This window comes from Acinetobacter sp. YH01022 (assembly GCF_013420235.1).
GTDB lineage: Bacteria > Pseudomonadota > Gammaproteobacteria > Pseudomonadales > Moraxellaceae > Acinetobacter.
This window is the reverse complement of record NZ_VOYP01000079.1, coordinates 1-6617: the sequence shown is the minus strand read 5'-3', so window position 1 is coordinate 6617 and position 6617 is coordinate 1. Positions and strand designations below refer to the sequence as shown.

Here is a 6617-nt window from a genome sequence, read left to right as displayed (position 1 = left end):
CATGAAATACGGTATTCTGATGTGACAAAACCTGAATCCTGGTCGTTAAAGTGTTTGTTTGCACTCATATTTTAACTGTTAGGACTCAGGTTTTTTTATTTAAAGCAAACTATGGGACAGCAGTGGCATATTCGCCCCTTTTATTGTAATTTTTTTTAATCACAGCTTGGTGAAAATTTCTTCACGACTCAGGCGTGACTTGGGTAACTGAGCATTGAAATCATTTTCGCTGCGGAAACCTAGCGTCATAATCACTGATGGAATTAACCCTTTTTCATCTAATTCCAATTCCTGGCGAATAATCTGTTCATCAAATCCGCCAATAGGGGTGGCATCAACTCCTTCAATAGCTGCGGCCAGTAACATTTGACCGAGCGCAATAAAAGTCTGATTTTCTGCCCAGCGCTGAATATCCCCTTTTTCATTACGGTAATAATCCACATAACCGCTACGGCTGTCTTTTTGGCCCTGTTTGGCTTTTTCATCTTTAAAACGGCCACTAAGATCATCTTGCTTGAGCAGGGTATCAAGGTGCTGTTCTGAAATATCCGCTTTGGTACAGAACAGAATGGTATGAGAAGAATCTAGAACTTTAGGTGCATTGTAGGCATATTTCCCAACCAAGGCTTTGGCGATACGCTCTTTGGCGCCTTGATCATCGGCAATAAAAAAATGCCAGGGCTGAATATTGATGGAGGATGGCGTGAGACGCAGGATTTCTAATAAACGTTCAAACTGCTCTTGATGAATTTTTTTACTGGGATCATATGCTTTCGTTGTGTAGCGTGATTTTGAAACGTTTAATAAATCCATGAGTGACATTTCCACTATTAAATTTTTAATGATTTTACCTGATTCCTTGCTGAAATGGCTTGGAAGAATTATGGGATAGCTTATATTTTGGCATCAAGCGTGTGAATTTTTATGGTGAATAAAAGTAAAAAACTTAATAAAATGTATAATTAATAGCAATATACAATGACGAAATACGAAATCTATATTGGTACTTTTTGTTAAATCACGTTTAATCGAATAATTACATCGCCTGTAGACCGAGTCAGACAATGATAGATGATACAAACCATTTTAAAAGACGATTAAAAACCCAACAGCAGATTGGGTTATGGGTGGGGCTGGCAGATGCTTACGGCACTGAAATTGCGGCCAATGCAGGCTATGACTGGTTACTCATTGATGGGGAACATGCACCGAGCGATTTAAGAACCACACTCTCTCAATTGCAAAGTATCGCAGCGTATCCATCACAAGCTGTGGTTCGTCCACCTATTGGCAGTGTGCAGCTGATTAAGCAACTTTTGGATATTGGGGCGCAAACTTTATTGATTCCCATGGTGGAAACGGTTGAGCAGGCTGAGCTGATGGTGAAAGCGGTACGTTATCCGCCAGAAGGAATTCGTGGCGTAGGTGCCGCATTGGCCCGTGCAACACGCTGGAACAGTATCCCGGATTATTATGCAACAGCACATGAAAATATTTGTCTGCTGATTCAGATTGAATCTGTGACAGGTCTGGAAAATCTGGATGATATTTTAAAAGTGGAGGGAATTGACGGTGTATTTATTGGCGCTGTAGATTTGTCTGCGACCATGGGATATCAGGGTAATCCGAATCATCCGGAAGTACAAAAAGCGGTTGTTGATGCCATTCAACGCATTCGGGCATCGGGTAAAGCAGCGGGGATTTTATCAACGGTGCATGACGTAACGCAAAAATATATTGATTTGGGTACCGAGTTTGTTGCGGTAGGGGTGGATACCAGCGTATTAATGAATTCACTGCGCGAGCTTTTAGCCAAATATAAAAATGATGCGGAAGTGATAAAATCTGAAGGTGGGTATTAATTTTTAATATTTTATATCAGCTTTTAAATTGTACCTGATGGACTCCTACCAGCTGTAATTGTGAGGTCAGGAGTTCTATGTGCTGCTTTATTTTGCCTTGAAAAGCATTGCTTGGTAAGACCAAAGGCATTTGTCATTCACAAAGCCTGTTTTATTTTTGGTCAGCTAAATTTTTTTCATCGCAGAAACATTACAGCCTAGTTCTCGACAGATTGTGAATGACATAGTCAAGTTATAAAAGTTAATTATGAAAATTTATATTTAATAAGCCCAAGTCTTTAATTCTAATTTTACATTTTTATGTGCAGGATTGATCTCTAAAATCTGTGCCGAATGTTCGCGCCAGTCACCTAGCACAATCCGTTTCTTACCCTGAATATCATGTATTGCAGAACGATGAGTATGGCCATGAATCAGTACGTCAATATGTTCTAAGGCAACTTTCACCGCGAACTGATTTACATCCATGATGTCATAAGACTTCATCTGTTTGGTTTCAGCACTTTTTTTACGGAAACCATTAGCCAGTTGTTGCCGAAAACTTAAAGGCATGCGTTTTAAAAAACCTAAAAGTAATGGATTACGAATGATCTTGCGGAATTTTTGGTAGGACACATCGTCTGTGCAGAGCAGATCACCATGTTCTAAACGGTATGTGGTGTCGGATATTTTTAAAATGGCCGGTTCGGACAGCAATGTGCCATTGAATTGTTTTAAGAATTTTTTGCCTAAAGCAAAATCGCGGTTGCCAGCCAGAAAATATATCTGATTGCCGGCATGATGAAACTTTTGCAGGGCATGGACAATGTCATCTAGCCAGGGGGCTGTATAGTCATCACCAATCCAAGCATTAAACCAGTCACCCAAAATATAAAGCTGGGTATTTTTATCTTTATAACTGTCTAATAAATCCAAAAACCCCCGAACGAGTCGAGGGTGTTCAGGTGACAAATGTAAATCAGAGATAAACAGATAGGTCACGTATTTTCCTTAATACTTCCTCTCAAAGTCCATCTATTGGATAGAGGAACTATATCCTTAACATTATTCCGTTTTAAAGCACTGCTTTAAAACTCATTAAAGACGGAGAGGACGTTCTTTATTCAGAAATGATTTTTGCAGATTCAATCACAACGTTCTCTAGAGGAACGTCAGCGTGGTAGCCACGGTTACCTGTGCGAACGCCTTTGATATCAGCAACGACATCCATACCTTCAACTACTTTACCAAATACGGCATAACCCCAACCTTGAGCTGTTTTACCAGTGTGGTTAAGGAAAGAGTTGTTTTTCACGTTAATGAAGAACTGAGCAGAAGCTGAATGAGGAGCTTGGGTACGCGCCATTGCGATGGTACCTTCATCATTGCTTAAACCGTTGTCTGCTTCGTTTTCAATTGAATCACGCGTTGCTTTTTCTTTGAAATTTTCATCCATGCCACCGCCCTGGATCATGAAACCGTCAATTACACGGTGGAAAATTACGCCATCATAAAAACCATCACGAACATATTCCAGGAAGTTAGCCACAGTTTTAGGTGCTTTTTCTGAATTAAGTTCAAGAACAATACGTCCTTTATTGGTGTTTAATTCGACTTGAGGAAAACTCATTCTATAATCTCCTGATCATGGACAAAAAAGCCATGGGTTTTTGGTTGAGAGAAGCATAAGCAAACTGTAAACTACAAGGCAAGCGAAAACGTTATTTTCTTTGTTAAAAAAACCAGAAAAGCGTTTTAATTATCCTATTTTATCTTATAGAAGTGATTTATCAACTATGAAGCCGAATGATGTTGTTTCATCCCTGCCAAATAACCCGACAACAAGTAATCAACCTGTCGATGCTGCGCAGCAAGAACAACAGCCGGGCTTAGACTTTGTACGTCAGGTCATTACTGACGATTTGGCAGCAGGCCTTACACAGCAAGTGATCACGCGTTTTCCACCAGAACCGAATGGTTATTTACACATTGGTCACGTGAAAGCGATTTGTTTGAACTTTGGTATTGCACAAGAATTTGATGGCGTATGTAACCTGCGTTTTGACGATACCAATCCGGACGCAGAAGAACAAGAATATGTGGATGGGATTGCCAACGACGTAAAATGGCTCGGTTTTAACTGGAACGGTGAACCTCGCTATGCATCTAGCTATTTTGATCAACTGTACACATGGGCAGTACAACTGATTGAACAGGGCGATGCTTATGTAGATTTACAAACACCTGAAGAAATCAAGTTAAACCGTGGTTCATTTGTAGAACCAGGTAAAAACTCTCCATTCCGTGACGCGACTGTAGAAGAAAACCTGGTGCGTTTTGAACAAATGCGTAATGGCGAGCTGGGTGAAGGTCAGGCTGTATTGCGTGCCAAGATTGATATGGCTTCTCCAAACGTGCATATGCGTGATCCGATCCTGTATCGAATTCTGCATTCTGCTCATCACCAGACTGGCGATAAATGGAAAATCTATCCAATGTACGACTATGCGCATCCATTATCTGATGCCATTGAAGGTGTGACTCACTCTTTATGTACTTTGGAATTCCAGGATCACCGTCCGTTTTATGACTGGGTTATCGAGAAAGTTAAATCTCCAGCTGTTCCACGTCAGTACGAATCAAGCCGTCTAAATGTCGATTACACCATTACCTCTAAACGTAAACTGCGTAAACTGGTAGAAGGTGGCTTTGTACAAGGGTGGGATGATCCACGTATGCCAACCGTTGTAGGGATGCGCCGCCGTGGTTTCACGCCTGAAGGTTTGCGTGATTTCTGTAAACGCGTGGGTGTTTCCAAGTCTGACGGTATTGTCGATGTTGCTATGCTGGAATACTGCATCCGTCAGTCTTTGGAAAATACCGCTGCACGTGGCATGGCGGTGTTGAATCCATTGAAAGTGACTTTGACTAACCTGCCTGAAGCAATGAACCTGAGTCATGCACGTCATCCGAACGTTGAGATGGGTGATCGTATCATTCCATTAACGTCTGAAATTTACATCGACCGTAAAGACTTTGAAGAAGTACCGCCTAAAGGCTTTAAACGCTTAATTCCAGAAGGCGAAGTACGTTTACGCCATGCTTATGTGATCAAGTGTGATGAAGTGATTAAAGATGCCAATGGTGAAGTGGTTGAACTGAAATGTTCAATTGACCCTGAAACTTTAGGCAAAAATCCGGAAGGTCGTAAAGTGAAAGGCGTTATTCATTGGGTATCTGCAACCCAAGGTGTGCCTGCAGAAGTGCGTATCTACGACCGTTTATTCACTGAATCTGATCCGGAAGTGGGTGATGACTTCCTTGCCAACTTAAATCCTGAATCACTCAAAGTGGTTCAAGCGGTGATTGAACCGGCTTTAGCTGAAGCGAAGCCTGAAGACCGCTTCCAGTTTGAACGTGAAGGTTATTTCGTTGCAGATCAATATGATCACACGGCAGAAAAACCAGTGTTTAACCGTATTCTGGACTTAAAAGACAGCTTTAAGCCTGGAAAATAACATTGTTTATGCTCTAGGATGATTCACTGTTGAGTCAAAAATGTTTAGATCAAGCTCAACTTCGGTTGGGCTTTTTCATGACAGCTATTTTATAAATATTGAAGCGACTAGGTTTCATGAGGGGAAATTTGTGATTATTCGAGATAAAAATAATAGCTTTATGCTGTTATTTGCATGGCATGGCACAATTTTACCTAAAGTGATGCCAGCTCTAGCGGTTGTAGTCAGTTTATCGGCACTGTTGGTGTATTTAAGTGCAGCACATTTCTTGACTATGCCAGAAGTTCCTGCCATTGGCTTTACCATCTTCGGTGTGATTCTTTCGATTTTCTTAAGTTTTAGGAATACGGCCTGTTATGATCGCTGGTGGGAAGGGCGCAAGCTTTGGGGCGCACTGATTGCCAATACACGGCATATTATTCGTGATAGTCATGTGCTGGAAGACTCTCAACGTCAGATTTTGATGTATCGGGTTATGTTATTTTGTTACCTGCTACGCGACCGCTTACGTCATCAAGCAACAGATATTCAACATTTCCGAAATGCTGTCAATTTAAGCGATGGGCAATGGCAGCAATGTGCTGAACATATCAATGCGCCGCAGTATTTACTTGAGATTATGCAAAAAGATTTGGTGCTGTGTTATAAGCAAGGTCAAATCAGCGACATTATCTATAGCACCTTGACTCGACATACGGTTGCCATGGGCGACATTCATGCAGGCTGTGATCGTATTATGACTACGCCATTGCCATTTTCTTATTCAGTTTTATTGCATCGGGCAGTTTATTCATTCTGTTTAATTTTGCCCTTCAGTATTGAAGCGAGTTTCGGTATTTGGACACCCGTAATTGTGGCATTAATTGCCTATTTGTTTTTAGGTTTGGATGCGCTCAGTGCAGAGTTGGAAGAACCATTTGGACTTCAAGAAAATGATTTACCCCTCAATTCGATTGTGCGAAATATTGAACGGGAAATGTTAAGTTCATTAGGGGCTGAAATTCCGCCAGTACTTTCAAGCTATAAAGGTAATTTAAGTTAAGTTTAGAAAATCATTTTTGCTTCTACACGGCGCTGTTTAAGTCTTTAACAATTCAGTGATAGCCATGAATTTCAGATGTATGCTATCACTAAGAGCCTATCCAGTATTAATTTCATTCTTTTTTAGCACTTAAAAAAAGAATTTGTTAAAATTATTCAATGAGAAAACCATATCCCAGCGACATTAGTCGAGAAGCCTTTAAAGAAATTGAACCGT

Annotated in this window: 6 protein-coding genes; 3 read left to right on the top strand and 3 right to left on the bottom strand. The window is 40.7% G+C overall.

The features are described 5' to 3' along the window. Positions 1-159: 159 nt before the first annotated feature. Positions 160-813 carry an oxygen-insensitive NAD(P)H nitroreductase gene (gene nfsB, locus FTT87_RS15400; RefSeq protein WP_180044724.1) on the bottom strand — a complete coding sequence of 218 codons (654 nt, stop codon included), beginning with the start codon at positions 811-813 and terminating at the stop codon, positions 160-162. A gap of 251 nt (positions 814-1064) precedes the next feature. Between nfsB and hpaI the strand changes: the two genes are divergently transcribed. Next, positions 1065-1862, top strand: a complete 798-nt coding sequence (gene hpaI / locus FTT87_RS15395) for a 4-hydroxy-2-oxoheptanedioate aldolase (RefSeq protein ID WP_180044607.1) — start codon at positions 1065-1067, stop codon at positions 1860-1862. A 261-nt stretch (positions 1863-2123) separates the two neighbouring features. Here the strand turns inward: hpaI and FTT87_RS15390 are convergent, their stop codons facing one another. Both FTT87_RS15390 and FTT87_RS15385 read right to left on the bottom strand, forming a co-directional pair. Then, a complete protein-coding gene (locus tag FTT87_RS15390; RefSeq protein WP_180044606.1) occupies positions 2124-2843 on the bottom strand; it encodes a UDP-2,3-diacylglucosamine diphosphatase in 720 nt (239 codons plus the stop codon). Between the two features lie 118 nt (positions 2844-2961). Next, positions 2962-3471, bottom strand: a complete 510-nt coding sequence (locus tag FTT87_RS15385) for a peptidylprolyl isomerase (RefSeq protein WP_166168257.1) — start codon at positions 3469-3471, stop codon at positions 2962-2964. Between the two features lie 166 nt (positions 3472-3637). Here FTT87_RS15385 and FTT87_RS15380 point away from each other — a divergent pair, with 166 nt between their 5' ends. Together FTT87_RS15380 and FTT87_RS15375 are read left to right on the top strand one after the other, a co-directional pair. Beyond that, positions 3638-5359 carry a glutamine--tRNA ligase/YqeY domain fusion protein gene (locus FTT87_RS15380; protein ID WP_180044605.1) on the top strand — a complete coding sequence of 574 codons (1722 nt, stop codon included), beginning with the start codon at positions 3638-3640 and terminating at the stop codon, positions 5357-5359. 130 nt (positions 5360-5489) lie between these two features. Continuing rightward, the gene (locus tag FTT87_RS15375) at positions 5490-6401 is read left to right on the top strand and encodes a bestrophin family protein (RefSeq protein ID WP_180044604.1); all 912 of its coding nucleotides are present in this window, start codon (positions 5490-5492) and stop codon (positions 6399-6401) included. Positions 6402-6617: the final 216 nt, after the last annotated feature.

Excerpts from the sequence above, each read along its gene's own strand:
- nfsB (WP_180044724.1), bottom strand. The coding sequence starts at position 813 with ATGGATTTATTAAACGTTTCAAAATCACGCTACACAACGAAAGCATAT.
- hpaI (WP_180044607.1), top strand. The coding sequence starts at position 1,065 with ATGATAGATGATACAAACCATTTTAAAAGACGATTAAAAACCCAACAG.
- FTT87_RS15385 (WP_166168257.1), bottom strand. The coding sequence starts at position 3,471 with ATGAGTTTTCCTCAAGTCGAATTAAACACCAATAAAGGACGTATTGTT.
- FTT87_RS15380 (WP_180044605.1), top strand. The coding sequence starts at position 3,638 with ATGAAGCCGAATGATGTTGTTTCATCCCTGCCAAATAACCCGACAACA.